Here is a 25,788-nt window from a genome sequence, read left to right as displayed (position 1 = left end):
TTTTAATAGTTAATAATGGTATCAGTTGTTATTCCATGCCATAATTGTGCAAACTTTATTGATCGTGCCATTTGCAGCGTAATGGCCCAAAGCTATACTGATATTGAAATAATATTAGTTAATAACAATTCAACAGATAATACACTGCGGATATTGAATTATTATCAAAAAAAATATCCCCATTGTGTATCTGTGTATAGTGAGTATAAACGGGGGGCACCAGCTGCGCGGAATTGTGGTTTGCAACAGGCTAAAGGCGAATGGGTGCAATTTTTGGATGCGGATGACGAACTGGCAGAGAGTAAAATATTAAGGCAGGTGCAACTGGGGGATAATTATGAAGCAGATATTATTGCAGGTGCCTGTTTATTAAAATATGCTACTCCTCAAAAAACATATGATGTTTACAGGCCGGTAGATGATGATATCTGGAAGGGTTTGATAACCTCTAATTTGGGCATCACCAGTTCTAACCTATGGCGAAGGGAGGCCCTTTTGCAAGTTAACGGATGGAATGAGCGATTTAGTTCGTCGCAAGAGTACGATCTGCTTTTCCGGATGATCAAGAATGGGGCAAAGGTTATAGCTGATGAGCAGTTTAATACGATCGTTCATTTCTCTGGCAACTCTGTTTCTAAAACAAGTAATAAAGAGCGGTTGGAAGAGATCCTGAACAACAGGATAGAGTTAAGATTAGCGATAAAGAATGAATTAATGTTGCGCGGGCTGCTAACCCCCGGTCTTTTGCTTAGTATTGATACTTATATCTACAGCGAATTGGTAAATAATGCCGACCAGGTAAGTGATTACGCTTATAGCCTTTTAAAAAAATATCATCTTAACGTTAAGCTGGAAACAGTGCTGAAGCTTAAAGGCAAAATGTATCTGAAAAAGCTGTTAAGAATAGTGGATAGCATACAAGCTTAACCCTGTTCTCTCTTCCATCATATCCGGCTATAAGTTTAAAGCTGTTATATATATGAATAAAACTTTTGTATCTATTATAATCCCAACCTTTAAAGATTGGGGCAGGCTGTCATTTTGTTTAAATTCTTTGTCGCGCCAAAGTTATCCGCAAAACGGTTTTGAAATTATCCTGATTAACAATTATGTGGGGGATAAAGTACCGGATGACTATTTTATCCCGCAAAATTGCAGGGTGTTTACCGAAGAGAAGCCCGGCTCTTACGCAGCCCGTAATTTGGGTATTACAAAATCTGCAGGGAATATTATTGGTTTTACCGATTCGGACTGTATCCCGGATATAGATTGGGTAGCCAACGCAGTTAAAGCATTTAAAGATAACCAGGCCTATAGCCGCATTGCCGGCAGGATAAGGTTGTACTATAAATCTGAAAAGCTAACCAAGGCGGAGCTGTATGAAAAGATATATGCTTTTAACCAGGATATTTATGTGGAGCAGGATGGATCTGGCGTTACGGCAAACATGTTTACTTACAGGCATGTATTTGATGAAGTTGGGCTGTTTAAAGAGAACCTGCTTTCGGGCGGTGACTACGAATGGTCTGTTAGGGCAAGAGATGCCGGCCACAAAATTAAATATGCCGAAGACGTTGTAGTAAATCACCCGGCAAGGTTCCACTTAAACGAGTTAATTAAAAAAGCTAAAAGGGTAGGCGGCGGGCAGGCCGGCTTTGATGATCTGCCAAACTTTCGCTCATTCCGCTCATTCTTCAGGTTGGTTTATGACCTTCGCCCGCCTGTTAAAAGTATTCCGCTTATCATTAACAAAGGTAAAGGCCTTCAGCTTTCGCAAAAGCTGCTTGTTTTTTACATCAGGTACTATCTATCCATCATAACCGCATGCGAAAAATTTAAGGTGAGCCTTGGTAAAACCTCCCAGCGCGAATGATCTGTTCTACCCGCAAATATTAATTACATACACACAAATATTAAATTTTATGAAAATAGCTGTGATAGGAACAGGTTATGTTGGCCTGGTAACCGGTACATGTTTAGCAGAAACGGGCAACATCGTAACATGCGTTGATATTAACAAGCAAAAAGTGCAGATGATGCAACAGGGCCAGCTGCCAATTTACGAGCCTGGGATAGAAACGCTGTTTCATCGTAATATTATTGAAGAACGCCTTTTTTTTACTGCAAACCTGGCCGGGGCAATTGCAGACGCCACCATTATATTTTTAGCGCTGCCAACGCCGCCCGGTGCAGATGGGGATGCCGATTTAAGTTATGTATTGGGCGCATCTAAAGATATCGCATTACTCATATCATCATACAAGGTAATTATAACCAAATCAACAGTGCCGGTGGGTACGGCAGATAAGGTAAAAGCCATATTCAGGCAAAATACAGATGTTGCGGTAGCGGTAGTATCAAACCCCGAATTTTTGCGCGAAGGGGTAGCCGTTGAAGATTTTATGAAGCCCGACAGGATAGTTATAGGCACACAGGATGAAAGGGCCAAAGAGATACTGACGGAACTTTATGCCCCTTATGTGCGCCAGGGCAACCCTATTATTTTTATGGACGAAAGATCGGCGGAGTTAACCAAGTATGCGGCAAATTCTTTCCTTGCAACCAAGATCTCATTTATGAACGAGATTGCAAATTTATGTGAAAAACTTGGTGCGGATGTAGATATGGTAAGGCTTGGAGTTGGTGCCGACGAACGGATAGGCAAGCGGTTTTTATTCCCTGGCATAGGCTATGGTGGCAGCTGTTTCCCTAAGGATGTACAAGCCCTGGCAAAATCGGCAGAAACCAATGATTACGATTTTAAGATCCTCCATTCGGTAATACAGGTAAACAGCCTGCAAAAAAATGTATTGATAAATAAACTGAACGCATTTTTTAATAACGATTTGAAAGGCAAAACATTTGCTTTATGGGGACTGTCTTTTAAACCCGAAACCGATGACATCCGCGAGGCGCCATCTTTAACGGTTATTGGCCACTTGCTTAAAGCAGGCGCTAAGGTTGTTGCTTACGACCCCGAAGCAATGAATAACGTTAAAGCCCTGATTGGCGAAAAAATTAAATATGCCGACGACCAGTACGATGCTTTGATTGGCGCTGATGCCTTATTGATACTTACAGAATGGAGCGTTTTTAGAACGCCGGATTTTAATCGCATTAAAAAACTGCTGGCCGGCCCCGTAATTTTTGACGGGCGCAATTTATATAGCCCGCATAAAATGGCCGGTTTTGGCTTTTATTACAACAGCATAGGCAGAATGGCAGCAGGCCCCAAATATGCAGCGGTTGCGCCTTTGTAAAGCAGTATTTAATATCTATTCATTCAGTTAATACCCCATAATCATGAAAACACGCTACCTATATATGGTGTATTTTATAATGTCGGTTACTGATATTATTACCATCAATATTTCTAACATAATTGCTAATAATTATCATAATCTTAATACCAGCGCATCTGTAAGCCAGTTAATTGTAGCTAATTATTTATGGCTGCTTGCTGCCGTATATTTTGGTTTATATAGCCGTAAGTTTATACACAGTTTAAAAAATGTTTACCAGCTAACGGTTAAAAGCTTTATACTGTTTACATTTTTATTTTTCCCTTACGTAGCTATCACTAAAAGCACGCCGTCTACCGGTTTTTTGGTGCTGTTTTATGTAATTATGCTGATAGGCTTATTACTTAACAGGCTTTTATACACCATTAGCGAAAACCTTTTAAAAAAGTATTTTAAAATAACCAAGCCCGTAGCCATTATTGGTTCTAACGATATGGCTTTGCGCCTGGCCGGCTACTTTAAAGAAACCAATAATCATTTTGCATTCGAAGGCTTTTTACATCAGGAAAACGCATCTTATCTGGATGGCCAGGGGAGTATCCTGCCATCTATTGTAAGCCAGATAGAATCAGCTGCGCATAGCGGTATCAAAGATATTTATGTATCACTTTCTACCGAAAGGTTTACAGAATTTGAACTGCTGCAAAAAGAAGCCGAAAAGCATTGCATGCGTGTAAAAATGGTGCCCGACAGTTCTTTAGCTTCGCATTTAAAGGTAAGTTACATGGGCGATTTTGCCGTGTTAAGCCATCGTGATGAACCGCTGGAGGAAATAGAGAACAGGTTTAAAAAACGTGTTTTTGATATTGTATTCAGTTCGCTGGTTATTGTGTTTATACTTAGCTGGCTTTATCCAATCATCGGGTTAATAATTAAGCTGCAAAGCCCGGGGCCTGTATTGTTTAAGCAACTCAGAAGCGGTAAAAATAACAAAGCCTTTATATGTTACAAGTTCAGGAGTATGCGTATGCATGATGGTTTTAAACAAGCCACCAGGGACGATGATCGTATCACCCGGATCGGGGCCTTTTTACGCAAAACCAGCCTGGATGAATTGCCGCAGTTTTTTAATGTACTGTTGGGCGACATGAGCACGGTTGGCCCGCGGCCGCATGTGCTAAACATGACAAAAGAGTACAGCCAGATCATCAATCAATATATGGTTAGGCATTTTTTAAAGTCGGGCATAACGGGCTGGGCCCAGGTAAACGGCTTTAGGGGCGAAACTAAAGACCCGGTATTGATGCAAAAAAGGGTAGAGCATGATATATGGTATCTGGAGAACTGGTCGATGTGGCTGGATCTGAAGATCGTTTTTAAAACCGTGTTCCAGGTTTTAAAAGGAGACGAAAATGCTTATTGATCTTAAGATTTCTGATCAGGCTATATCAGCACTATTATCCATCTAAAAAAACTCATTATGCTTCTGGAAAAACTTAATTATTTAAAAGCATCAGCTACCGGGTGCCCGATACTTGTTATAGGCGATCTGATGATAGATCATTACATTGTTGGTAACTGTACAAGGCTTTCGCCCGAGGCGCCGGTGCCGGTAGTAAACGTACAAAACGAATCTACTACCCTGGGTGGCGCCGGTAATGTTGTTCAAAACCTGGTATCGCTGGGTGCCGGTGTAACCATTGGCGGTGTTGTAGGGAATGATGCCGCTGCTGCACAATTGCTGCAGATGTTAAGCCTGGAAGAGGTTAAAACAGATTGCATAGTAAAAGATCCTATGCGTTTAACCACGGTTAAAACAAGGGTTTTAGCAGGTGGCCATCAACTGGTTCGGTTTGATAAGGAACACGTTCATCCTTTGTGCGAAAGTGTTGAAGATGAATTAATGGCGCATCTGATACCCTGTATGCAAACTGCAGAGATAATTGTTTTCTCTGACTATAATAAAGGGTTGTTTTCCCCCCGGTTTACACAGCGCCTCATCCTGGAGGCCCAAAGGCTGAACAAGCCGGTAGTTATAGACCCAAAGGGGAACGATTACAGCAAATACAAGGGTGCTTACATTATTAAGCCCAACCGGCAGGAGCTTGCAGTTGCTGCCAATGTAAGCAGCATCAATACCATAGAAAGCCTGCAAGCAGCTGCTAAAGTTATTTTTAAACAAACCGGTGCCCGGTATCTGATCGTAACATTATCAGAAGAAGGGATGGTGATATTAACCGAAAACGGGCATACCTCGTTACCTGTAAAGGCTACCGAAGTGTTTGATGTAACCGGGGCAGGAGATACTGTTTTGGCAACTATTACCTATTTTTTGGCATTGGGCTTTACTTTACCCGAAGCCTGCGAACTGGCCAACCACGCTGCCGCAATAGTTATCAGGCAAATAGGGGCGGCTACTACCACTGTGCAAGAGATCATAAACGATATCAAAGAAGACGATAAGCGGCAGCTAAATTTACAATTTAAACCGACACAACTATAATAATGGTATTAACAGAACTTACATCCCATCATGATTTAATTAAAAAGGTTATAACAGAAACAGCAGCCGATATCACATCGGCCTGTAATATGGTTACAACCGCAATAAGCAATGGCAACAAAATTTTTTTAGCCGGCAATGGGGGCAGCGCTGCAGATGCGCAGCACATCGCAGCAGAATTAACGGGTCGTTTTGTAAAAGAGCGCAAGCCCCTTCCCGGGATGGCCTTAACTACAGATACCTCTGCTTTAACGGCAATAGCGAATGATTATGGTTACAGGCATGTATTTTCCCGGCAGTTAGAAGCGTTTGCTGTGCCGGGTGATCTGTTTATCGGGATCTCTACAAGCGGTAATAGCGCCGGCATCTTAAACGCTTTTGATTCTGCACAAAAAATAGGTTGCCGCACTTTAGGCTTATCCGGCAACGATGGCGGTATGATGAATGATAAATGCGAACTTAATATTGTTGTGCCATCTGATACAACTGCGCGCATACAAGAAATGCACATACTTATAGGCCATATACTGTGCAAAGCAGTAGACGGCCTTTTTTAAAGCCGCTAAAATACACCAATGCCGCAGCCGGCACACTCTTCAGCCGGCCATCCTAACAGATGCAAGATCATCTGTCAGGATACCTTGATATCCCGCCCCTACCAAAGTATTGCAAATACTATTGGCAGCAGCACGCCATTTCTTTAACAATTATTTATTTATAAATAATAATGAAACCTATAAGATACAGGTTCAGCCCAAACGTTTCGCCTAATAAAATTGCTTTAATTAAATTAATTGACAGGGCATTGCTTTTTTTAATGCCTAAGCCTGCTTATCAACCACAGGTACCTGTTAAAACGATCACAATTACGCAGTTTGCACACATTGGCGACTTAATACTATTGATGCCCGCCCTAAAAAAGCTGAAGATATTAACTAACTATAAAATAAACTTAGTGGTTAGCTCACAAAATTTTTCTATAGCAAGTAAATTAAAGTTTATTGATAAAATTGAGATTGCAGATGCGCCTTATTTTTTACGCGGTAAAAAGGGCACGTATTTTCAATTTATCGGTCAGCTAAAAAAAATAAAGACAGATTTGATATTTGATGTTCGGGGCGATTTGCGTAACAACCTTTTTATTAAATTATTTACCAGGCATAAGCTGTTTGTTGGCTATAACGTTGCCGGTGGCGATGCCCTTTTAAATTTGGTGTTACCGTATCCGCATGGCCGGCATATCACCGGTTTGGTAGATCCGCTGTTTGATTATTTACAGTTGCCCCAAATAAATTTTTCTGTTTGCTGGCATGAGAAGGATGTTCCCTTTGAGGTTATTGACGATCATTTGTTCCCCGAAGATTTTATGGTTGTGCATTTAGGCGCAGGCGAGCAGTCCAGAAGGTGGGGGATGCATAATTTTGCAAAAACGATAAAAAGCCTGGCCGAAACCATACCTGTTTATGTTTTAGGTACAGCGCAAGACGCTGATGCCGGGCAATTAAAATTGTTGAACAGTATCCCTAATGTTACCGTTTGTATTGGTAGATACAGCATACTGCAATCCATATATATCCTTAAAAAGAGCAGTGTTTTTTTGGGCCTCGATTCCGGCTTTTCGCACATAGCCGCTATGTTGAAGAAAAAGGTATTTGTACTGTTTAGCGGTACTGCAAATAAAGATGTATGGCGGCCCTATAATTTTTACGATAACCAGATCACCTTTATAAAACGCAATGTACCATGTGATTGCGGTACAGGCTGTGGAAAACTAATATGTGCGGATAATATCTGCATGACCTTGATTAGTCCGCCCGAGGTAATTAATTTAATTAAAATTTACCTCAGTAAAAAAGCAAGTGTAATCAATAATGGCTAACCGGTTTATTCGTTAACAACATTGATGCTGATGTTTTCTAACAAGGCATCAAGCTGGGTGTAATAATCCTCAAAAGCAATTTTAGCCTTCTGCATTTGTTCCCTTAAAAAATCAAATTGAATTTTAACGGCATGCTTTTTTGTAAATCCTTCAGCTACAATAAGTTTGTTTTTGTGGTAGCTAACTAATTGCGGGTATTTTGTTGAAGCAATAACACTTTCAATCTTTTTTATCTTGTTATTTTCGGCAATAATCAAGTGTAGCATTCTCACATTCTTGTGGCATCTAATAATGTTTTCTGCTCTTCTTCTTTGTCTGTTTATCATCTTAATATATATTAGCAGCTCACATGCAGGCCCTCAAAAATATAAAGCTTTTTTAGGCGCTGCTTTTTGCAATTTAAGTGAGAATTTTTACTTTTTTAATAAATATAAAATTTAGTTTTTAACATGTTTTGGGCTGTAGTAAACTACCCGTACCCAGGCTTATATTTAACTGTTTTGCTATATATTTATTATACGATTTATCAGTAACAGATGTTGCAAAAAAAAATAAAATTATTAAAAAAGGGCTCGAAATTTTCGAGCCCTTTTTTAATATAAAAAATAATGTATTTAACTGTAGTGGTTAACTGTTTTTAGCTTATTGTTTGCTATCGTGTGATCTATTTGTTCACCTATGGCATCAACCTCTAACTGGCACACTGGCCCTGGGTAAGATACGGCCTTGTACGTGTTGTTGTCAAAGCGGCGTAATAGGGCAAACCAGCGGCCATCTTTATAAACATGGTAGCTTTCGGTATTTGATAATGGCTTTAAGGCAACCTTTAAATTACAGGTTGTATTTTTAATAAGGCAATTGATTGTAAATTTTTCGGCCATATGTTAATTTTTATCTAATTTAAATATTACATACAGCAAATCCTTTTCAATCAACAGGTTGTGTGCATTTTTGAGAAACCCTTCACAAACTTTACACACCTTCTAAATCATCAATATTTCTTGTAGTAGCGCTTATCAAAGTTTAATAAAAGCGTTTTAATCTGATTTCGCCTGTGGTATGGTTTTTTACCTTTTGTATGATGATGTTTTTTAATTTTTTACAGGGTTGCAAATCGGCAATAAAGCACCAGTCGTTATGGTCGTTAATCAGTATATATTTGGCATAAAGTATCCTTATCTCGTAAATAAAATAGTTTACAGAACCTTTGGCCGACGTTATCTTAAGATCGTAACTGGTGCCCATATAAGTAAAATTCAGAATGGTTTTCTTGCTTGGTTTCATACTTTAAGATCGTAACTTTTACGCCGTGTTTGGTGTACAACACTATGGGCATCTTTTTTCTCACATTAGTGCTTGTTTGTGCAGATATAAAACGCTTTTAATAATTCAACTAACCGGGCGGGCTGATGTATCGGGGTTTTATCATAAGGGCTATTCTGTTCTGTAATTATGCACACTTTCACGTTTTTAAGATGCCTTTCTCAATTTAGGATACATGCTTGCAAGTAGCTGTTTAAGTTGATTTTAACATTTTAAGTTTGAGGAATTATAACCTAAAGTTGCAGGCCGTTGGGCGATGCGATCTTCAAACAAAAAATATGATCAATACAATTACTGACTATCTGAGGAATAGCGGCGAGTTTACCAAAAGAATTAAGGACCGGCACGACACTTTCTGGAAAAATGCTGATGCAGAGGCCATCAGAAACGCAAAAATGACCAAAGACGATCATTTTGAAAAGTGGCAGGACATTCCACATTGGCAAAGAAAGCTTAGTAATAAATTTAATGCCCGCGAATTTGCGTATAAGCATGGTTGTAAGCTACCCGAACTATATTGGAAAGGGGCCGATCCGGATAGTATTGATTTTTCTAAACTGCCCGCTAACTACGTTATCCGGCCCACTACGGGCCATTGCTCCAGCCTGGTATTTTTAATGCGCGACGGCTTAAACCTGTTTGACAGGAAAATGTATAAGCCCGATCAGATCCGGGAGATTTTGAAGCAGGAAACGATCAATAAGCCTGATCTTGAATTTTTATTTGAGGAGTTTTTAGAGCAAGAACAAGGTAAGCATGGCATATTGAATGATTATAAGTTTTTTTGTTTTAATGGCGAGATAGCCTGTATCCAGGTAATAAACCGGCTTGGCCCAAACCAGGGTTATGGTTCGTTTTATGATGAAAATTGGAATAGAATAAGAAAAGTTACACATACCTATAAACCGGCTAAACCACAAAGTGCCCCGGCATGCCTGCAGGATATGGTGGTTGCTGCCAAAAAATTAAGTAAGGCGTACGGCATATTTGTTAGGATCGATTTTTACGCCACTTACAAAGGATGCGTTTTTGGCGAGTTTACGCCCACCCCGTCAATGGGCAGAAACTACAGCAGTTTTGGCAGAAAACTACTGCTTAATTATTGGGACAAGTATTGCGCCGGGTTAATATAAGCCTTGATTGAAAAAGCATAATTGCTGTGTTGATACAACATATTGGTTAATAAAGCAGTTATAAATCAATAAACAAATTGGTATGAATCAATATATCCGTTTAGTGTTAAACGTATTGGGCATGGCTGTGATATTTACGGCATGTAAAAAGGATAACGATGCTGGTAATAAGCAGGGAGCGGTTACCATTGGCTTGTATCAATACCAATCGGGCAGTTACAAACGAATTTTTTTACCCCTTACAAAAGTGGGTACCCAGGCAGTTAATTATTACACTATTTTTGATACCGGGTCGGCTGGGCTAACTCTTGATGCGCAGGGGATCTTGCCTGCATCTATGATAACGGCAGATGGCATACAGGTAACCGGCGATTCGGTTGTGGTTAATGGTATTACCGTAACCTCAAAAACATCGGTAATGAGTTATGGGGATGCAACCGGGCTTTTTAAAGAATATGGTAACCTGGCTTATACCACATTAACCTTGGGTGATGCCAACGGCAATATCACCACGCAGCGCATCCCGTTTTTTTTATACTATAAATTAGTTAAGGTAAGTACAAACGAAACAATGCCCGCCCATTCTGCCGATATTTTTGGCGTGGCACCGGGTTTTAGCTATGCAAGTCAGTTAATTCAAAGCCCTTTAAGTTATCTGGATGTGGGTAGCAACAACAAAAAAGGGTTTAGGCTGGCATTGCTTAAACGGGACCGCTTTACAACCGCCGGCTCGTATGTGGGCGGCTTGCTAACCATTGGTTTAGCACCCGCAGATCTGCTGCCAACGGCCGGCTTTATTATGCACCCTATGCAATACACGGCCAGGAGCGGCTATTCGCCCAATATACCGGCTACTATAACGTATAATGGCACCAGTACACAGGCGCAGGTACTGTTTGATACTGGTAACCCCATGCAAACGATCATCGAAAATCAGCTGGAAACGAACGCTTTGGGTAACCTGCCCGTAAACTCAGTGGTGAATGTTACCACTAATATGGGCTTCAGCTATACTTATACAACTACAGGCTCATCAAATTTTACGCTGATTCAAAACCCTAATAATTCTGATGATTACCGGTCCATATTCAGCATAGATTTTTTTGTGGAAAATGAATATCTGACAAATTATACCGACCACCAGACAGGACTTAAAAACGACTGAAAACGACTTTTAAACGCCCTTAAAAAGCCTTAATAAGTATCATCATCATCCGCGTTTAGATACCTGTTTTTTTCACCACAACGCCTATCGTTTTAAGCAAAATATAAGCATCAAGGCAAAAGCTTTTTTTGCTGATATACAATTTATCGTAATGCTGCATTTGCCTGATGCTTACGTTGCTGCGCGGGCCAATTTGCCAAAGGCCCGTTAAGCCGGGTTTAACAGAATTGCGGGTAGCCCTGGTATTGGGAGGCAAGGATTCTGCCAGGTACTTTTCTAATGGCCGCGGGCCAACAAACGCCATATCCCCGTTAATGATATTGATGAGCTGCGGTATCTCATCAATACTTAAACGCCGGGCTAACCTGGCGGCAGCACCGGCAATCCTCGGGTCGTTTTTTAAGCCGCCATAATCCCGCCACTCTGTAGCCAGTAACTGGTTGTTCTCTATTAATCGTGCTAAAACAATATCGGCGTTAACTACCATGGTGCGAAGCTTCCAGATCAGAAAGAACCGGCCGTGCCTGCCTTCCCGCAGCTGCTTAAAAAACATGGGCCCCGGATGCTTCAGCCTGATTATAACACCCGTAATTAAGGCGATGGGTAAAAGGGCAATAAGTAATAACCCGGCAATCAATTTACGCAGCATAACTATTTAATAAAATGCCGGGCAATCATGTAAGCCTCTGCAAAGTCCTGGCCTGTTTGTGCGCCCCTTAAACGCATCAGCGTTTCCAGATTGCCGGGTGTGCGCCCAAATTCTGTTTCGGTGTTATACCGGCTCATGGCCGATACCTTTTTGTTTACATCATCAATATTTAAACTGATAAAGCAATTAGGCGAAAAGGTATAGGTAAAAGCCTGATCTGTAGAGGTGGCAATTTCAAAAAACAGCACTGTTTTTTGGATGCGGAAAGGCCGGGTGGCTAATTCTACCGCCCTGGATACCGCCCGGTGCGCCTGGTGCGAATCGCCGTGCCAGTGTGTAAGGATAATATCGGCCCATTGTACATAGCTATTAATAATGCCATATATTTCGTGCACGTGCACTTCGGCGGTAATATCGCTCACCATATCTTCGGTTATTACCGCCTCGGCGCCCAATATCCGGCAGGCACTGCGTAGCTGCTCTTTTAAAGTGTCCCAATGCCTAATGCCCCTTGGGTCGCCGCGGCGTATAGGCAGCAACACTTTACATTGTGCGTTTTGCATTGCCGCCCGGCTTAAAAAGCCCCCGCATCCAATCGTCTCATCATCCGGATGAGCAATTATTGCCAGTATTTTTTTGCTGCCTATTTCCATGCCATGCTAAAGGGCTGGCTAAAACCATAAAAGTTTAAAGCGGCATCAATATCGTGCGGGTTTAAGTGCTCGTAATAAGCCAGTGATTCGGCAAGGCCTTCATCATAGGGCGTAAAGTTAATTTCGCCAATGGTTTTTATCAGGTCTGTATTATCGGCAACCAAACGGGTGTTATGCGTTTCGCCGATCCGCATGGGCATGTGTTTAATGCCTGCGCTGTTGTTAAAATATTTGTTTACAGATTCTGCAACTTCTAAAACAGTCATCTCGGTACCGGTTCCGCAGTCCATCGCATCGGGGTTGAATTTGTTGCGCATTACCTCAACGGTAATGTATGCCGCATCCTTTACATAAAGCATATCTACGGTTTGGTTACCTTCGCCATAAACATGCAGGGGCAAACCGCGCATGGCCTGTACGGCAAAGGTTGGCAGCACTTTTCTTACCGGGTATATTTTTTGCCCCGGGCCGTAAATATTTAAATATCTTAATACACTTATTTCTACAGGGTGATACCTGGAAAGTAAATTGGCAATTTTTTCGGCAGTGTGTTTGGTTATGGTGTAGGTGTTAAGCCATACGCTTGGTTTAGAAGCCAGAAACACCCGCGGCACTTTACAGGCCAGGGCGGTTTCAAACACGGTAAGCGCACCCAAAATGTTTGTTTCTATCGCCATGCGCATAGCGCTTTCTAACTCTGAAGTGCCCAGCTGCCCTGCCAGCAGATAGATCTCGTCTGCCCCTTCAAAGGCGGCGGTCAGCATTTCCCTGTCAAGTATATTCCCTTCCAAAAAAGTTAACTTATCATCGGTTTTGGTATCATCTTCGGGTTTTGGTTTTTTGCGGCCCTTGTCAAAGCCCGTTACGGTATCGCCCCTTTTAAGTAATTCTTCTACACAGGCCCTGCCCACAAAGCCCGAAGATCCTAATACTACACATTTCATATATGATTTGATTTATTGTTTGCTTTTTACTGCCGGTGATACCGTTCTGGCAACGCTGCAAGAGCACCCTTTACCAAAGATAAAAGCCTTGATAATCAAACCTTAGGGTGTTTAGTGGTTGTATCTTAAAATGTGAAATATGTGAAAGTATGAAGCATATTTGCCGGGCAGCCGGCTATGCAGTACCGGTGCAAAAAGGCCCGGTTTTAAAATGATCATCTGCCAGTTGCTGTACATGTGCCTGGTATTCGGTTTCAAACCGTTGCTTGCTAAACCTTTGGGCATAAGCACTTATTTTTTTAGCATCAAATAAATGGTAACCGGCTTCAAAAGCATTGATACACAGCTGTACATCATCTGCCGTTTGGCGGGCGAAGAACATGCCGGTTTGCAGCGGGGCCACCGTTTCGGCCGAGCCGCCTTTTTTGTAGGCAAGTACCGGGGTGCCGCAAGCCATCGCTTCAATAGGGGCTATGCCAAAATCTTCGTTAGCCGCAAATATAAATGCCTTTGCCCTTTGCAAATATTTAACCAGTTGGTTTTGGGGTTGATACCCCATAAAAAAAACGTTTTTTGAAGCCCCGCTTTGCAGCGCTTTTAGCTCCGGCCCGTCGCCAATTACATATAGCTTTTTATCGGGCAGGTTTTGGAATGCCTTCACAATAACATCTATCCTTTTATGATAAACCAGCCGCGATGCAGTAATGTAATAATCATCCTTTTGCTCCTGTAACGGGAATGCCGCTACATCAACGGGGGGGTATATCACTACACTTTCGCGGCCATAGATCTTTTTGATGCGCCGGGCCGTAAATTTAGAGTTGGCGATAAAATGATCTACCCGGTTGGCTGTTGTAACATCCCACAGCCTTAAATAATGAAACACCATGCGCGTAAAAAAGCCTTTGATACCCCTGCCGTTATTGGAGTGGGATAAAAATTGATGATAAAGCTCCCAGGCCGGCCTGATGGGGTTATGCATATAACAGATGTGCAATTGCTCGGTGTTGGATATTAACCCTTTGGCAACAATAAATGACGAGGATAAAATAACATCGAAAGCCCTCAGATCAAACTGCTCTATGGCGATAGGATACAGGGGCAGATAAGCCCGGTACTTTTTTACGCCCCAGGGCATTTTTTGAATGAACGAAGTGATGATCTCGGCATGCTTAAAAAAAGATTTTTTTACCGCATTTTTGTGGGCAACCAGCGTATAAACCGGCGATGGATAAACGGTGTATATGGATTGGAGGGTGTTATCTGCACCGCCAATTGTAGTAACCAGATCATGCACTATGGCTGTTTTCATGCATTTGCTACAAGTTGGGTGTTGATGCCGGCTAAAAAGGTGGCGGCCAGGTCTATCCCGTCCTTAATCGCATTCTCCATACCGTAGTTAAAGTTAACAGATGCATTGCGGCCTGTAATATGCAGGTTTTGAAAAAAGGATAACTGCTCTGTAAGCTTATCCCGGTTCTCTGTTAAATCAAGGTTGGGTATTTGAAAAGCATTCTTTACTTTTTTAATGCAATTATCCAATACCTTTAAACCCGGATAAATGCCTGTTTTTTGCAGCTCGGCAACCGCCATACGGTTAATTTCGGCATCTGTAGCATACCATATTTCATCCTCATCGCTGCACCAAAACTCCAACAACAGTATCGCAAAATCCAATTCTTTATCCGGGGTAAATTCATTAAAGTTGGTGACCCTGGTAATTTTTATAGTTTCCGAATAGCAGTAAAAGCATTGCCCGGCTACAGCATCATCCAACTGTACCTTTAGATATACCAGGATATCGCTTCTGAAATTGATATGACCGGCAGGCTGCAGGTAGCCGCCGCTGCTGTTTTTAAAATAAGCAATAAGCGATAGTATGGGGATGGTAGAGATTACATGGTCATATTCGTTTATCGTGCCGTCGTTTATAAAAATATGCGATATTTTGCCGGGCTTTTTCATACAAGCCATTTCATTGATAGAGCTTGACAGATAAAATTTGCCGCCCTGTTGCTGTATCTTTTGCTTTAATGCCTCCCACAGGGTAGTTAGCCCGTTTAGCGGATAAACGTATTTGCTTTGTTGTACCGTACGTGTAAAACCGCCGCTAAACTTTTTATAAATAATTTTTAAGGGGGAATAGCCGCCGCTGAACCCCAGTAACGATTTGGCAAAAACATCTGACACCATGCCCCCATCCAACCCCCATAATTTTTTTGAAAAATTGCAGAAAAAGTACCGGTACAGATGAGCGCCCAGGTGTTGCGTAACAAAAGCCTCGGCTGTTTTAGCCGGTTTGGCCGGCGCAATTGTTTGTTTAATTAACCCGCCGGCGGCGAGGCATAATTGCGCAACGTTCATTTTTTTTAAAATGTCGGTAATAACGGGGGGGTAAAAAAACCTTTTATTGCCTATAACGATAAATGTTTTACGCCGGTAGGTGGTGTATTGCCCGTTAAGCGCCCCTAACACCAGATCGTGCACTTGGGGGATATTCCCTGCATCTAAAAAATGCGGCCCTATCTCTACGTTTCGCCCCCATAGCGTTATCGATTTTGCAAAACCACCCACCATAGGGGCGCTATCATAAATATCAACCTGTAAATTTTTTTCAGAAAGCTGGTGGGCTACGGTTAAGCCTGTTGGCCCGGCCCCAATAATTGCTACTTTCATTTATAAATGGTTCTCTGATGATTATTATTGATCACAAGTTACCCTGTAATTAAACCCGGAAGATGCCGGCTTAAGCAATAGTGAAGAGAATGAGAAAATAGTGTGCAATAAGTGTGCAATAAATATTGTTCAGCCTTGTCTGTTGCCAGATTTTTTTCTTTAGAGGCAACATCCCTCTATCGGGGAGATCCGCCTTAATGAATGGCTTATGTGGGCATCAGCATAAAAAGCCACAAATGGTACAATGTTTTTTTGATAGCGTTAAGCCCTGTAATGTTTACGGGAGTGTGTAATAGCTGAGAAGTTATGTATAGCTAATTGTGTAGTATATTATTTTGTATATGCTGATACATTTATACAATAATAAGATCAGGTATTAGTTATGTTGAAAAGAGCAAATGCGCAAGGCATTTGCTCTTTTTTTATGGTTCGGCTACCAGGTACAGCCCGTGGTTAATGATATCCCTAACGGTAATGGTGATGTGTTTCTGCATGGCGTTTTTTCCGTCGTCATAGCCTTGCCTTAGCCAGGTTGTGCCCGGCAAGGTGTTTAAAACCAATATCGTATTGGTGTTAAACAGCTGTTGAAAAGCTTGTGCCAGGCTGGTATCATTTAAGATATGGCATCTTTTAACCAGATAATAACCGGTAATATAAGCTGCAAATTGTGATTCCTGAGCGGGGGTTAAGCCAAGTTTGTATTTTTTTACAAGTGTTGCCGCAAACTGCTGCGCAAGGCGAATAATAATATCAGCCCTGGTATCTGCAATGGTTTGCGGCCCGCAGGCAGTATCCATATCAAGAAAGATATTGTAATCCTGCAGGTTGGGGGTAGTTTTAAAAGCAGCCAGCGTAAGGTCTTCGCCGTAGGTTTTATAAAAATACAGGTTGGGCGAGATCATAAACGTTGCCGATAGATAATCCGCCTCCTGCCGCACGATACGGTTGATAACGCTATCGCCGCCGCAGGTATAAAAAATGGGCGATGTGAAGCCTGTACTATCGGGCAAATTACTGTTGAAAGCGGATAGTTGCGCCCGGATGCCGGTGCAGGTTAAAAGCATCACCATTAAAATAAAACACGTTTTCATAACCCTTTTTTTGATTAAAACTAAGGGTGTTGCAGGGTTGTATGTTATTGAAAACGTGGACTGTACCGCAGTACGTAAAAGTTTACACACCTATTTGCACACAATGGTTACCCATTGCACATTGCAAATAACAGTGTGGTGCGCTTATGTGGTTTTTTTAACCGTATTATAGCTTGCTGCACATAATTTTTACAACCTGCTTTTTCATTAAACAATAAGCCGGGGCACAGCATTTTACCTTATATAAATAAAATGCAGCGTTATGAAAGCAAGTACCCTATTATTTATTTGCCTGGCCCTATTGCTAATGAATGCAAAGGCTGATGCCGTTAAACCGGCTGTTAAAGCAAAAACCCCTGTAAAGCACCGCCCGGTGCCCGATGATTTGACAAAAAACCTGGAATTTGATTTTTGTAAGGCTATTGTGCATGCATCATCAAACAAGCAGTTAGATGATCTGGCCAGTTATGCTATCGAAAACAATTCGGCTATAGCGCTTCGTGGCCATGCAGATGCCATAGGCACCTATGTGGGCAACTGGAAGATGTCTGAAAAGCGGGCCATTGCAGTTAAGGAATACCTGGTTAAAAAAGGCGTAGCCGGCGATAAGATCATAACAACACCATTTGGCAGCACCCTGCCCATAGCCACTAATAAAACAGCTGCAGGGCGCCGGCATAACCGCCGGGTTGAAATAAAGCTGCAGGATGTTAAAAGCTAACAAAAAGCATAAGGCAAACTAATTGCCTTATGCTTGGCCAATTACAGGGTAAGTGTTTTGGCTATGGTTTTTTTAGCCCAGATGGTATAAGGGGTGGTCCATTTTAAGATACCAAAATTGCGCTCTTCGGTATTTTTGTAGGGCTCGTTAAAAAGCTCGTAGATCATCACCACCTTAACTTTGGGGTTGTTTTTGCATTTGGCTATAAACTTTTTTACAAACTCGTTCTGGTCTTCCTCGTAGTTGGTATTGGTAGGTTTATACCTGTAATTCATCTCGGTGAACCAGATGGGCTTGTTTGGAAAAAGGTTAGACAGCCTGGTGGTAATATCATCAATATTGTAGGGGGCATTTGCCGCCGCGCGCTCCATATCCGAGTACCAGTGGTAAGCCACCACATCAAACTTTACCCCATACCAATCGCACATCCTGATAAAGCCATAATGCAGCCACCCTGCCGAGATCATTGTTTTGGCATCAGGGTCTTTTGATTTTATGCCCTCGTCCATACCTTTTAAGTATGCCGCGGTTACATTAAGCTTTTGCCGGTTGTAATGAAACTGGCTTTTCCCGGTTTTATTTGGCTCCAGTAATTCAAGCTCCAGATCGTTCCCCAGGTCGTAATAGCTAAAGTATTTGCCATATTTGGCGGCAAAGTTACTGCCCAGTGTTTTACCCATTTTATACGATTCGGCTTCTGTTTTTGATAAATTAAGGGTACGGGTATAAAGCATGGGCAACAGGTTAATATTTTCTTTTTCTGCAGCCTGCTGTAGCTCATGAAACAAGATGGAGGCAGACATGGTGCCGTCGGCTTTGGTTTGTACGTTGATCCGGTACCAGTTCATGCCCATGCTTTTAAGTAGTTGTACTTGCCTGGCAGCCCCTGTGGTAATGTAAGGCGCATCGCCAAGCGGATGGCCGTTTATCCCCAGCATTAAACCGGGGCCGGTTAAGTTAGAAATTGTTACTGCGGTTGCCATTACCATTTCGGGTATGTTTTTTACTGGCATCGAATTTGTAGCCGGTTCAGGGTCATCGTTTTTAGTACACGATAAAAGTAAAATGCCGGGGACAAAAAGCCGGATCGCGAAATTGCTTTTTAAGATCTTTTTAATCATACAGTTTTATTTGATAATAGATATCAACAAAACGGCCTAATTATTAGCATGTTGCGCAGTAATAACGGGTGTTACTTAGGTTGAGTAAAGGGTTGGATAAAAGCTGTAAAGTGAATTTTTAAACTGCAAAACCCTAATTAAATTACTAAATATACTATCTATCAGCATGGGCCACATTTTTTAGATAGATGCTTACTAAATACTGTTTACACATTAAAGGCACAATTTACTGTGTAATTGTGTAGGTATCTGTGTAGTAATTATGTATAAAAACGTAGGCATTTATTCTAAAAATAGCTTAAATTGCTTAAGGACTTTTATTATCCTACTAACAAAACAATTGAAAATTTATAAGAAATTCATTATTATATTTATGTAATTGTTATAATTGCAGTTGCAGCTAACTGTTTGTTATACTTTATGTTAAAGGAAAATTATGGACAAGCACTACGGGCAGATTGTTGAATATGTTGTTAGAAAGAAGGGTTATAGTATAACCGATTTGGCAAAAGCCATTTTGGTGAACAGAAGATCTATCTATAACTGGTTTAATCAAAAACAGCTAAAAAGCGATATTATATACAGGATAGGCTATGCCATAAAGCACGATTTTTCGAACGAGTTTCCGGAGTTGTTTTGCACCGAAGATTTTAAAAGCGTTTACAAAACAGCCAAGCCCTTTATCGCTTACCATACCGGGGAAGACTGGAAAAGTAAATATCTTATACTTTTAGAAAAATACAACCTGATGCTCTTAAAAAAGGCAATGAGTAAAGTACTTCCGGTACTGTCGCTTTTTTCGGTTGTTTATATTTAAATCTGGTTAAAAATAACTGACGAGTGCCTTTTCCAGCCCATAAAAAAATGCCTTAAACTATAGTTAAGGCGTTTTTTTATGGGCTGATATTAATTAAGCACACTGCCTGCCTGGGATATGCGGTGATCAATTTACATCAAACCAAAGTTTTGTTGTAAGCGCGTCGGCCCCCTGGGCGGCAACGGCTGCCCTGTAATTGGTGCCGTTTAACGATTGTTCGGTACCCGGGTAAATAAACCTCACCGGGATCTTACCGCCCAGGGTGCCGGCAGCGGCAGGTTGCAGCTGCGGATAATCCAGCCTGCGCCATTCAGCAAAGGCCTCTAAACCTTGCCCAAACAAGGCTATCCATTTTTGGTCGCCTATGGCTTTTTTATAGTTGGCAGCATCGTACTGTACAGCAGGCAGCGTCGTATAAGCCGTTACAGCCGCATCTGCAATACCATATTGCTTAAGCGAGGCGGTAATAGCTTGTTTGTACAGGTCGGCTGCGTTTTCGGTTGTAAAGCCGCGGGCAGCGGCTTCGACACGGCCAAACAATACCTCTGCATAGCTAATAATTACGGCCGGCGCATTAGGGGCTAAAAAGTAGGTGCCCGGTTTAGATGTTTTGGTAAAGCCATAGGCGCTGGCATCGCCCACTAACAAACCGTTGGGTAAACCTACATAAGTTTTGGGTGTTGCATCTTTAGTTGGGCTGGCGTAAATGGGTAAACGGGGGTCGTTCAGTTCAAACAGCTTATCAACGATGGTTTTGCTGATACGGTAATCGTCACGGGTATCAAACAAGTTGCTTATGGGGTTTTGGTTGGGCGATGTGGAGTACACCAGCTGGGCTATTTCGCTGTTATCGCTAATATAACCGCTTCCTTCTGCCTGTACATCTGCTAAAACCTGTTTAGCTTTTTCCGGTTCGCGGTCTGCAATTCTCAGGGCGATACGTAAGCGTAAGGAGTTGGCAAATTTTTTCCATAAGCCAATCTGGTTGGGTTTGCCGCCATAAATAATATCGCCGCTTATGGCGGGTCCGGCTGCGTTTAACGCTTCCTGTGCCGATCTCAGATCTTCTAAAACCGCAAAGTACACGTCTTTTTGCTTATCATAAACAGGCGTTAGGTATTCTTTGATATTTGCCGCCTGCGAATAAGGGATATCGCCGTAGTTATCCGTCAGCAAGGTGAAAACCCACGACCGCAGTACCAGTGCTACCCCTTTATAGTTGGGGTTGGCCTGTGCATCAGCAGTTTTAATTAACTGGTTTAGGTTGGTGATACCCCTGGTGTATCCCGTTGTCCATAATTCCTGAAAAGAGCTGTTGGTATAAATATACCTGTCGGGGTCTGTATATTGTATTTTAGACCAGTTTTGTACAAACAGCAGGCTTGCATCCATATTGTTGGCCGTTCCCCAATAAGTATCGGCAATGGCCTTTGTAGTGCCTGTCAGCAGGTAATCTGGCTGGGCGGTTTCAGATGCATTTGGGTTTTTGTTGATCTCTTCCAGATCTTTTTTGCAGGCTGTTACCGATAATAGTATTGCCCCGGATAATATGATGGTTGAATATTTGAGTTTCATGGTTATTAGAATTTAAGGTTAATATTAAAACCAAGGTTACGTACGGTTGGTAGCGTAAGGTCCTCTAAACCCTGTGCGTTACCGGTATTGAATGCGGTTTCGGGGTCTATATTAGGCACGTTCTTGTGGATGATCCAAAGGTTACGGCCCACCAATGATACCGTGGCCGACTGCAGGCCAACACCCTTAACCCATTGCGAAGGCAGCGCGTAACCTATTTTAACTTCGCGCAGTTTAACGTATGATGCACTGTAGATAAAGGCTTCATCAACATTGGTAAAACCCTTGTAGTACGATTGTGCGGGCACAATGGTAGTATTGGCGGTACCATCAGCCTTTACGCCTTTAAAAACCATACCATCATCATAAACGGTTGCGCCGCCCGGTGCGCTGGCCCCGGTATTTACCTGCACAGCCGGCAGGGATGTATTGTTATTGGGGTAGTAGTAGCTTAACCCGCCATTTGCTGTGCCGCGGCCGGGCAGGGTAGATGCCAGTACGCCGGTGTAAGTACCTGTACGGTTGGTGTTAGAATAAATAGAACCACCAATCCGCGCATCAACCAAAAAGCTTACGTTGATATTTTTGTAGGTAAAACTATTGTTGATGCTCCCCAGCCAATCGGGCGTAAATTTACCCAGGTACTTTTTGGTATTGTTGATAACAGGGGTGCCGTTTGCGCCGATGATGATCTGGCCGGATGCATCGCGGGTGTATGATGTACCAAACAAAGTGCCATAAGGCTGGCCAACTGCTGCCAGCACATCAACCGTACGGTTAGTACCTAAGATGTAGTTTTGCAGGTTGCCTTCATCATAAAGGGATATAACCTTGCTTTTATTGCGCGAGTAATTTACAGTAACATCCCAGCTGAACGCATTTGTTTTTACAGGGGTAATACCCAGTTGCACCTCAAGCCCTTTATTGTTGATACTGCCGCCGTTAATCAGCTTGGTGCTGTAACCGGTGGTTGCGCTTACGTTTACGCCCAATATCTGGTCGATACTGTTGGTATTGTAAGCGCTGACATCAAGGCGTAGCCTGTTGTTAAAAAAGCCTGCCTCTATACCGGCTTCTGTAGATGTGGTTGTTTCGGGTTTCAGATTCGGGTTTAAATCTATGGTAGCTGCTGTTTGCTGCGGGTTGGCTATGGTGCCCGATGAGGTGTTTAACACAAACGGCGCAGCAAAATTATAATAGTTAATCAGCTGATAAGGGGTAGTGGCTTTACCTACTTTTGACCACCCGCCGCGCAATTTCAAATAACTTAATATATCGCTTTTCAGGTCAAGCGCCTCTGATAACACCAAACTGCCGTTTACAGAAGGATAGAAATAAGATAAATTGGCCGCCGGCAGGGTAGACGACCAATCGTTACGGCCGGTTAGGTTAAGGAAGGCATAATTACGGAAACCGATCTGCGCAGATGCAAAGTAGCTGTACGTTTTTAGTTTGCCGTAATAGTTGGATGAAACCAGCGGATCACGGGAGTTACTGAGCGTATATAAACCCGCAACGGCCAGCTTTGGTGCAATCTGGTCGTTTTGTTCGTTCAAAATAGTGCTGATGTTACCGCCTATAAAACCATCGAAAGAAAAATCCTTATTCAGCTTTTTGGTGTATTGTAAACGCCCTTCGGTATTGGTTTCGTTAACGGTGTAAGCATCTTCTTCATAAGAGCCGAATGGCGTTCCGTTGGTGCCGTAAGCAACCTTGATCTTGCGGCGGTCGGTGTAGTAATCGGTACCCGTACGGAAGTTGGCAGACAAGCCGCTGATGATCTTGTAATTCAGTTCCACACTCCCTATAATGCGGTTTTTGTGCTGCGCCACCGTGTTTTCATAAGCTATAAAGTAAGGGTTGCTATAGTAGCTGTTGTTCCAGTTAATGTTATTGCCATTAGCGTCGCGGTAGTTTTTTAAGCGGTTAATATCCACCTGCCTGCCAAACCAGGTAAACTGCAGCATGGTGCTGGTGGCGCGCCTGCCATAAGCCCCCGGCAGGTTATCGGCATCATCTTTAATATAGTTGGCAATGGTAGTAATGGTTAATTTTGAGTTTGGGCGATAGGTTGCATTCAGCAGGAATGAATTTTTGCCTTGTGAGGAATTGGGCACCACGCCCGTTTGGTGCAGGTTGTTGTACGATAAGCGATAATCAAACTTTTCATCGCTGCCGGCTAACGATACCCCGTTATTAAGGGTAACCCCGGTTTTAAAAAAATCGCGTACGTTATTAGGGTGGGCTTCAAAAGGTACCGCCTGGCCGTTAGAATAAAATTGCGGAATAAGCTGGCCGTTAAGTGCCGGCCCCCAGCTTTCGTCCACACCATCATTTACACCGGCACCGGCGCCGTTTACATAGCTGAATTTACCGTTAGAGCCCTGGCCGAATTGATTCTGATAATCAGGAAATACCTTTAGGGTAGCAAAGGATGTGTTGGAATTGATGGTAATGCCTAAGCCTTTGGTGCCCTTGCCGGTTTTGGTTTTAATAAGTATTACACCGCTGGCTGCGCGCGAGCCATATAAAGCAGCGGCATTAGGGCCTTTTAAAACACTGATAGACTCGATATCCTCGGAATTAAGGTCGGATATTGCGTTTTGGAAATCCCTTGATCCGTTGGTGCCCTGAAACTGCGAATTATCAACTATCACACCATCCACCACAAATAAAGGCTGGTTATTGCCGGATACAGATGTTTCGCCGCGGATAACAATGCGCGAAGACCCCATATCGCCCTGGCTGCCGGTTACCTGCAAGCCCGCAATTTTACCCGATAGCGCGTTAACCAGGTTGGTTTCTTTAGCCTCCGAAATATCTTTAGCCTTGAGCCCCTGCACGGCGTAGCCTAACGATTTTTTATCTTTTGAGATATTAAGCGCGGTTACCACTACTTCGTTTAAAGAGTTTGGCGCTTCCTGCAACACTATCTGTAAGGTAGCGGTAGCATTGGTAACGGGCACCTCTTGTGTAGTAAAACCAATGTACGAAATGCGTAAAACATCGTTAACAGCAGCATTTACGGTGAATTTACCCTGCAGATCTGTTTGGGTGCCGTTGCCAGAGCCTTTTATACCGATGCTTACACCGGGGAGCGGCTGCCCGTCTGCACGTGCGGTTACCACTCCGCTTATTTTTACAGCTTGCGCGTTTGCCTGCTGTATGGTTAAAAATAGCAATACAATTGCCAGTATGAATTTGTAATTTTTAAACATGGTTTGTTTGATAAAATATATAAATACCTATACAAATAATGTAGCCCTGATAACTGGTAAAACCATAGCAATGCCAAACCTGGCGGCGTAGTTAATTGTAAAGAATGAATTGTGAATATTTAGCAGCCCTTAGCAGATATGCTTAGGCCGGCAACTGTTAAGGTGTTAACAGCTGCAACACATGGCAGGCATGCAAGCAGGCATAAAGCGGTTAATGAACAGGGCTGAATTATTTTGGAGTGTAATTCGCTTAGGGTGAGTAATATTTGTTTCCATATAAATTTGTGTTTGTATTAGTAAATGGCAGCGGTTGGTTTATTGGCGAGTGCATCAACAACTTTTAGCATGGCCGAAAACTCCTGCTGATTATATAAACGGGTAAGATACACGATGCGGCCGTTGCGGTCTATCACCACATTGCGGGTAACACCGCTCTTTTTATTGGCAAACCGTGCAAAAATAGCTGCACCAGGGTCAAGCGCCAGCGGGTAGCTGATGTTCATGGCCTGCCTAAAGCCGATAACTTTTTGCAGGGGTTCATCGCGGTCAACACCTATCAAAACAACATTCTTATCTTTATAAACCTGCCAAAGCTCTTTTTCCAGGTGGGGCATTTCCTCGCGGCAAACGCTGCACCAGCTGGCTGTAAATTGCAGTATCACAATTTTGCCGGCAAGTTGCTTCAGCGAAGTTTTTGTACCGTCGGTAAGCTGCAGTTCAAAATCTGCAGGTGCGGTATCGCCAACCTTAACCATATAGCCCCTGTCGGTATCTGCAGTGTTAGCCGGTTGGGCCGTTTGCGCCCGGGCTGCTATAACCGAAAATAGCAGGGCGCAGGTAATGAGTAAATGTTTAATTTTCATAGTAATGCTTTTAAAATTATTCCGGCTAAAAAATCAAGAAGAGACAGGAGCAGACAAAGACGATGTAAAAATTACCTAAACAGGCATGCTATATTTACGAACATTATCTTCTCTGCACTGCTGCAGACAGGAGTTAGCACCTTTATACCTGTGGCGTATAGGTTGCTAAGACATCATCGGGCCTTTCCCTCAGTCTTTCTTGATAATTATTAAGA

At 42.5% G+C, this 25,788-nt stretch carries 24 protein-coding genes and 1 riboswitch; of the genes, 11 read left to right on the top strand and 13 right to left on the bottom strand.

What is annotated here, in order from left to right; translation table 11 throughout:
- Nucleotides 1-15: 15 nt before the first annotated feature.
- From E2R65_RS14210 to E2R65_RS14180, 7 genes are all read left to right on the top strand, one after another.
- Entirely contained in the window at nt 16-927 is a 912-nt protein-coding gene (locus tag E2R65_RS14210) for a glycosyltransferase family 2 protein (protein WP_134337143.1), read from the top strand.
- A 52-nt stretch (nt 928-979) separates the two neighbouring features.
- Nucleotides 980-1,873 carry a glycosyltransferase gene (locus tag E2R65_RS14205; RefSeq protein WP_134337142.1) on the top strand — a complete coding sequence of 298 codons (894 nt, stop codon included), beginning with the start codon at nt 980-982 and terminating at the stop codon, nt 1,871-1,873.
- 49 nt (nt 1,874-1,922) lie between these two features.
- Nucleotides 1,923-3,260 (top strand): UDP-glucose dehydrogenase family protein, encoded by a 1,338-nt coding sequence (locus E2R65_RS14200; protein WP_134337141.1) that lies wholly within the window; start codon nt 1,923-1,925, stop codon nt 3,258-3,260.
- A 43-nt stretch (nt 3,261-3,303) separates the two neighbouring features.
- Nucleotides 3,304-4,665, top strand: a complete 1,362-nt coding sequence (locus E2R65_RS14195; RefSeq protein WP_134337140.1) for an undecaprenyl-phosphate glucose phosphotransferase — start codon at nt 3,304-3,306, stop codon at nt 4,663-4,665.
- Nucleotides 4,666-4,722: 57 nt separating this feature from the next.
- A complete protein-coding gene (gene rfaE1 / locus E2R65_RS14190; RefSeq protein ID WP_134337139.1) occupies nt 4,723-5,745 on the top strand; it encodes a D-glycero-beta-D-manno-heptose-7-phosphate kinase in 1,023 nt (340 codons plus the stop codon).
- A 2-nt stretch (nt 5,746-5,747) separates the two neighbouring features.
- Nucleotides 5,748-6,302: a D-sedoheptulose 7-phosphate isomerase gene (locus E2R65_RS14185; protein WP_134337138.1), complete on the top strand. Its 555-nt coding sequence runs from the start codon at nt 5,748-5,750 to the stop codon at nt 6,300-6,302.
- A gap of 170 nt (nt 6,303-6,472) precedes the next feature.
- On the top strand, nt 6,473-7,624 hold the full coding sequence (locus E2R65_RS14180; RefSeq protein WP_134337137.1) for a glycosyltransferase family 9 protein: 1,152 nt from the start codon (nt 6,473-6,475) through the stop codon (nt 7,622-7,624).
- 5 nt (nt 7,625-7,629) lie between these two features.
- On the opposite strand, the gene E2R65_RS14175 is transcribed toward E2R65_RS14180, so the two are convergent.
- The 3 genes from E2R65_RS14175 to E2R65_RS14165 all read right to left on the bottom strand — a co-directional run bounded on the left by E2R65_RS14175 (nt 7,630) and on the right by E2R65_RS14165 (nt 8,908).
- Nucleotides 7,630-7,950, bottom strand: a complete 321-nt coding sequence (locus tag E2R65_RS14175; protein WP_134337136.1) for a hypothetical protein — start codon at nt 7,948-7,950, stop codon at nt 7,630-7,632.
- 288 nt (nt 7,951-8,238) lie between these two features.
- Nucleotides 8,239-8,505 carry a hypothetical protein gene (locus E2R65_RS14170; RefSeq protein WP_134337135.1) on the bottom strand — a complete coding sequence of 89 codons (267 nt, stop codon included), beginning with the start codon at nt 8,503-8,505 and terminating at the stop codon, nt 8,239-8,241.
- 142 nt (nt 8,506-8,647) lie between these two features.
- Entirely contained in the window at nt 8,648-8,908 is a 261-nt protein-coding gene (locus tag E2R65_RS14165; RefSeq protein WP_134337134.1) for a hypothetical protein, read from the bottom strand.
- Nucleotides 8,909-9,225: 317 nt separating this feature from the next.
- Between E2R65_RS14165 and E2R65_RS14160 the strand changes: the two genes are divergently transcribed.
- Nucleotides 9,226-10,080, top strand: a complete 855-nt coding sequence (locus E2R65_RS14160; RefSeq protein ID WP_134337133.1) for an ATP-grasp fold amidoligase family protein — start codon at nt 9,226-9,228, stop codon at nt 10,078-10,080.
- 82 nt (nt 10,081-10,162) lie between these two features.
- Entirely contained in the window at nt 10,163-11,245 is a 1,083-nt protein-coding gene (locus E2R65_RS14155) for a hypothetical protein (RefSeq protein ID WP_134337132.1), read from the top strand.
- A gap of 55 nt (nt 11,246-11,300) precedes the next feature.
- Here the strand turns inward: E2R65_RS14155 and E2R65_RS14150 are convergent, their stop codons facing one another.
- The 6 genes from E2R65_RS14150 to E2R65_RS14125 form a co-directional block, all read right to left on the bottom strand.
- Complete coding sequence (locus E2R65_RS14150; protein ID WP_134337131.1) at nt 11,301-11,894, bottom strand: sugar transferase; 594 nt, start codon at nt 11,892-11,894, stop codon at nt 11,301-11,303.
- Nucleotides 11,895-11,896: 2 nt separating this feature from the next.
- The gene (locus E2R65_RS14145; RefSeq protein ID WP_134337130.1) at nt 11,897-12,547 is read right to left on the bottom strand and encodes a PIG-L deacetylase family protein; all 651 of its coding nucleotides are present in this window, start codon (nt 12,545-12,547) and stop codon (nt 11,897-11,899) included.
- Nucleotides 12,538-13,491 (bottom strand): NAD-dependent epimerase/dehydratase family protein, encoded by a 954-nt coding sequence (locus E2R65_RS14140; protein WP_134337129.1) that lies wholly within the window; start codon nt 13,489-13,491, stop codon nt 12,538-12,540. The genes E2R65_RS14145 and E2R65_RS14140 overlap by 10 nt, the downstream gene beginning before the upstream one ends.
- 175 nt (nt 13,492-13,666) lie before the next feature.
- Nucleotides 13,667-14,803 carry a glycosyltransferase gene (locus E2R65_RS14135; RefSeq protein WP_134337128.1) on the bottom strand — a complete coding sequence of 379 codons (1,137 nt, stop codon included), beginning with the start codon at nt 14,801-14,803 and terminating at the stop codon, nt 13,667-13,669.
- Complete coding sequence (locus E2R65_RS14130) at nt 14,800-16,167, bottom strand: protoporphyrinogen/coproporphyrinogen oxidase (protein WP_134337127.1); 1,368 nt, start codon at nt 16,165-16,167, stop codon at nt 14,800-14,802. The genes E2R65_RS14135 and E2R65_RS14130 overlap by 4 nt, the downstream gene beginning before the upstream one ends.
- Nucleotides 16,168-16,589: 422 nt before the next feature.
- Nucleotides 16,590-17,258: a hypothetical protein gene (locus E2R65_RS14125; protein WP_134337126.1), complete on the bottom strand. Its 669-nt coding sequence runs from the start codon at nt 17,256-17,258 to the stop codon at nt 16,590-16,592.
- Nucleotides 17,259-17,520: 262 nt separating this feature from the next.
- Here E2R65_RS14125 and E2R65_RS14120 point away from each other — a divergent pair, with 262 nt between their 5' ends.
- Nucleotides 17,521-17,979 carry an OmpA family protein gene (locus tag E2R65_RS14120; RefSeq protein ID WP_229704672.1) on the top strand — a complete coding sequence of 153 codons (459 nt, stop codon included), beginning with the start codon at nt 17,521-17,523 and terminating at the stop codon, nt 17,977-17,979.
- A gap of 41 nt (nt 17,980-18,020) precedes the next feature.
- On the opposite strand, the gene E2R65_RS14115 is transcribed toward E2R65_RS14120, so the two are convergent.
- A complete protein-coding gene (locus E2R65_RS14115; protein ID WP_134337125.1) occupies nt 18,021-19,100 on the bottom strand; it encodes a glycosyl hydrolase in 1,080 nt (359 codons plus the stop codon).
- A gap of 436 nt (nt 19,101-19,536) precedes the next feature.
- On the opposite strand from E2R65_RS14115, the gene E2R65_RS14110 reads away from it, so the two are divergent.
- Nucleotides 19,537-19,917, top strand: a complete 381-nt coding sequence (locus E2R65_RS14110) for a hypothetical protein (protein WP_134337124.1) — start codon at nt 19,537-19,539, stop codon at nt 19,915-19,917.
- Between the two features lie 126 nt (nt 19,918-20,043).
- On the opposite strand, the gene E2R65_RS14105 is transcribed toward E2R65_RS14110, so the two are convergent.
- The 3 genes from E2R65_RS14105 to E2R65_RS14095 all read right to left on the bottom strand — a co-directional run bounded on the left by E2R65_RS14105 (nt 20,044) and on the right by E2R65_RS14095 (nt 25,573).
- Nucleotides 20,044-21,492 carry a SusD/RagB family nutrient-binding outer membrane lipoprotein gene (locus tag E2R65_RS14105; protein WP_134337123.1) on the bottom strand — a complete coding sequence of 483 codons (1,449 nt, stop codon included), beginning with the start codon at nt 21,490-21,492 and terminating at the stop codon, nt 20,044-20,046.
- A 5-nt stretch (nt 21,493-21,497) separates the two neighbouring features.
- A complete protein-coding gene (locus E2R65_RS14100) occupies nt 21,498-24,710 on the bottom strand; it encodes a SusC/RagA family TonB-linked outer membrane protein (protein WP_134337122.1) in 3,213 nt (1,070 codons plus the stop codon).
- 293 nt (nt 24,711-25,003) lie between these two features.
- Complete coding sequence (locus E2R65_RS14095; protein ID WP_134337121.1) at nt 25,004-25,573, bottom strand: TlpA family protein disulfide reductase; 570 nt, start codon at nt 25,571-25,573, stop codon at nt 25,004-25,006.
- Nucleotides 25,574-25,673: 100 nt separating this feature from the next.
- A riboswitch (SAM riboswitch) is annotated at nt 25,674-25,782 on the bottom strand.
- Between the last annotated feature and the right edge of the window lie 6 nt (nt 25,783-25,788).

The sequence above is a fragment of the Mucilaginibacter phyllosphaerae genome, from assembly GCF_004378255.1.
Lineage (GTDB): Bacteria > Bacteroidota > Bacteroidia > Sphingobacteriales > Sphingobacteriaceae > Mucilaginibacter > Mucilaginibacter phyllosphaerae.
The sequence above is the reverse complement of the archived record's forward strand: the minus strand, read 5'-3'. Positions and strand labels throughout refer to the sequence as shown.

Coding starts and splice junctions, on each gene's coding strand:
- E2R65_RS14210 (WP_134337143.1), top strand. CDS start 16: ATGGTATCAGTTGTTATTCCATGCCATAATTGTGCAAACTTTATTGAT.
- E2R65_RS14205 (WP_134337142.1), top strand. CDS start 980: ATGAATAAAACTTTTGTATCTATTATAATCCCAACCTTTAAAGATTGG.
- E2R65_RS14200 (WP_134337141.1), top strand. CDS start 1,923: ATGAAAATAGCTGTGATAGGAACAGGTTATGTTGGCCTGGTAACCGGT.
- E2R65_RS14195 (WP_134337140.1), top strand. CDS start 3,304: ATGAAAACACGCTACCTATATATGGTGTATTTTATAATGTCGGTTACT.
- rfaE1 (WP_134337139.1), top strand. CDS start 4,723: ATGCTTCTGGAAAAACTTAATTATTTAAAAGCATCAGCTACCGGGTGC.
- E2R65_RS14185 (WP_134337138.1), top strand. CDS start 5,748: ATGGTATTAACAGAACTTACATCCCATCATGATTTAATTAAAAAGGTT.
- E2R65_RS14180 (WP_134337137.1), top strand. CDS start 6,473: ATGAAACCTATAAGATACAGGTTCAGCCCAAACGTTTCGCCTAATAAA.
- E2R65_RS14175 (WP_134337136.1), bottom strand. CDS start 7,950: ATGATAAACAGACAAAGAAGAAGAGCAGAAAACATTATTAGATGCCAC.
- E2R65_RS14170 (WP_134337135.1), bottom strand. CDS start 8,505: ATGGCCGAAAAATTTACAATCAATTGCCTTATTAAAAATACAACCTGT.
- E2R65_RS14165 (WP_134337134.1), bottom strand. CDS start 8,908: ATGAAACCAAGCAAGAAAACCATTCTGAATTTTACTTATATGGGCACC.
- E2R65_RS14160 (WP_134337133.1), top strand. CDS start 9,226: ATGATCAATACAATTACTGACTATCTGAGGAATAGCGGCGAGTTTACC.
- E2R65_RS14155 (WP_134337132.1), top strand. CDS start 10,163: ATGAATCAATATATCCGTTTAGTGTTAAACGTATTGGGCATGGCTGTG.
- E2R65_RS14150 (WP_134337131.1), bottom strand. CDS start 11,894: ATGCTGCGTAAATTGATTGCCGGGTTATTACTTATTGCCCTTTTACCC.
- E2R65_RS14145 (WP_134337130.1), bottom strand. CDS start 12,547: ATGGAAATAGGCAGCAAAAAAATACTGGCAATAATTGCTCATCCGGAT.
- E2R65_RS14140 (WP_134337129.1), bottom strand. CDS start 13,491: ATGAAATGTGTAGTATTAGGATCTTCGGGCTTTGTGGGCAGGGCCTGT.
- E2R65_RS14135 (WP_134337128.1), bottom strand. CDS start 14,803: ATGAAAACAGCCATAGTGCATGATCTGGTTACTACAATTGGCGGTGCA.
- E2R65_RS14130 (WP_134337127.1), bottom strand. CDS start 16,167: ATGAAAGTAGCAATTATTGGGGCCGGGCCAACAGGCTTAACCGTAGCC.
- E2R65_RS14125 (WP_134337126.1), bottom strand. CDS start 17,258: ATGAAAACGTGTTTTATTTTAATGGTGATGCTTTTAACCTGCACCGGC.
- E2R65_RS14120 (WP_229704672.1), top strand. CDS start 17,521: ATGAAAGCAAGTACCCTATTATTTATTTGCCTGGCCCTATTGCTAATG.
- E2R65_RS14115 (WP_134337125.1), bottom strand. CDS start 19,100: ATGATTAAAAAGATCTTAAAAAGCAATTTCGCGATCCGGCTTTTTGTC.
- E2R65_RS14110 (WP_134337124.1), top strand. CDS start 19,537: ATGGACAAGCACTACGGGCAGATTGTTGAATATGTTGTTAGAAAGAAG.
- E2R65_RS14105 (WP_134337123.1), bottom strand. CDS start 21,492: ATGAAACTCAAATATTCAACCATCATATTATCCGGGGCAATACTATTA.
- E2R65_RS14100 (WP_134337122.1), bottom strand. CDS start 24,710: ATGTTTAAAAATTACAAATTCATACTGGCAATTGTATTGCTATTTTTA.
- E2R65_RS14095 (WP_134337121.1), bottom strand. CDS start 25,573: ATGAAAATTAAACATTTACTCATTACCTGCGCCCTGCTATTTTCGGTT.